This window comes from Pseudomonas sp. QTF5, assembly GCF_000512695.2.
Lineage (GTDB): Bacteria > Pseudomonadota > Gammaproteobacteria > Pseudomonadales > Pseudomonadaceae > Aquipseudomonas.
Genome location: NZ_AZRW02000084.1, coordinates 1 through 524, shown reverse-complemented (window position 1 = coordinate 524; position 524 = coordinate 1). Strand labels below are relative to the sequence as shown.

At 60.7% G+C, this 524-nt stretch carries 1 pseudogene; it reads left to right on the top strand.

Annotation, left to right across the window (positions count from 1 at the left end):
* Positions 1 to 524 (top strand): annotated as a pseudogene (locus tag IC37_RS28655) (lipase family protein); the annotation flags it as partial.

Sequence of the window (524 nt, the reverse complement as noted above, 5' to 3'; positions counted from 1 at the left end):
TACAACATCCTCCTCTACACCTACGGCGCCCCACGCGCTGGCGACTCAACCTTTGTTGAAGGCGCCACCGACCTCGTCCATCACCGCATGGTCAACCACAACGACCCGGTGCCCGGCGTACCGGCGCCGTGGATGGACGCTAACTGGAAGGTCTGGGTCCCGGGCCTGGTGACGACGGTCTTTTCCGGACTCTATGGCATGTTGCTGTTTGGTGCCGGTCTGGTGCGCGTGGGCGGTGATCCCTATCAGCATCACGGGCAACAGCAGCATTTCATGCCTGTGCGCTTTAATGACAAAGAGTGGTCGTCGATTTTGTGGGACCCGGATTGCGAGTCCATCGACGATGCCGCCTGTACCGCCATGCTGGAAAAGACGCGACGGGGTGATATGCCGGCCCGCGACGGCCTGCTCGCGCAACTGATCAACTACACCGACCATATGATGGTTGCCAGTTACATTCCTTTTGCCTGGGCGACCTTGCGCCGCTGGCAACAAGCCCAGGAAACCGGCGCAACCGTGGTCAC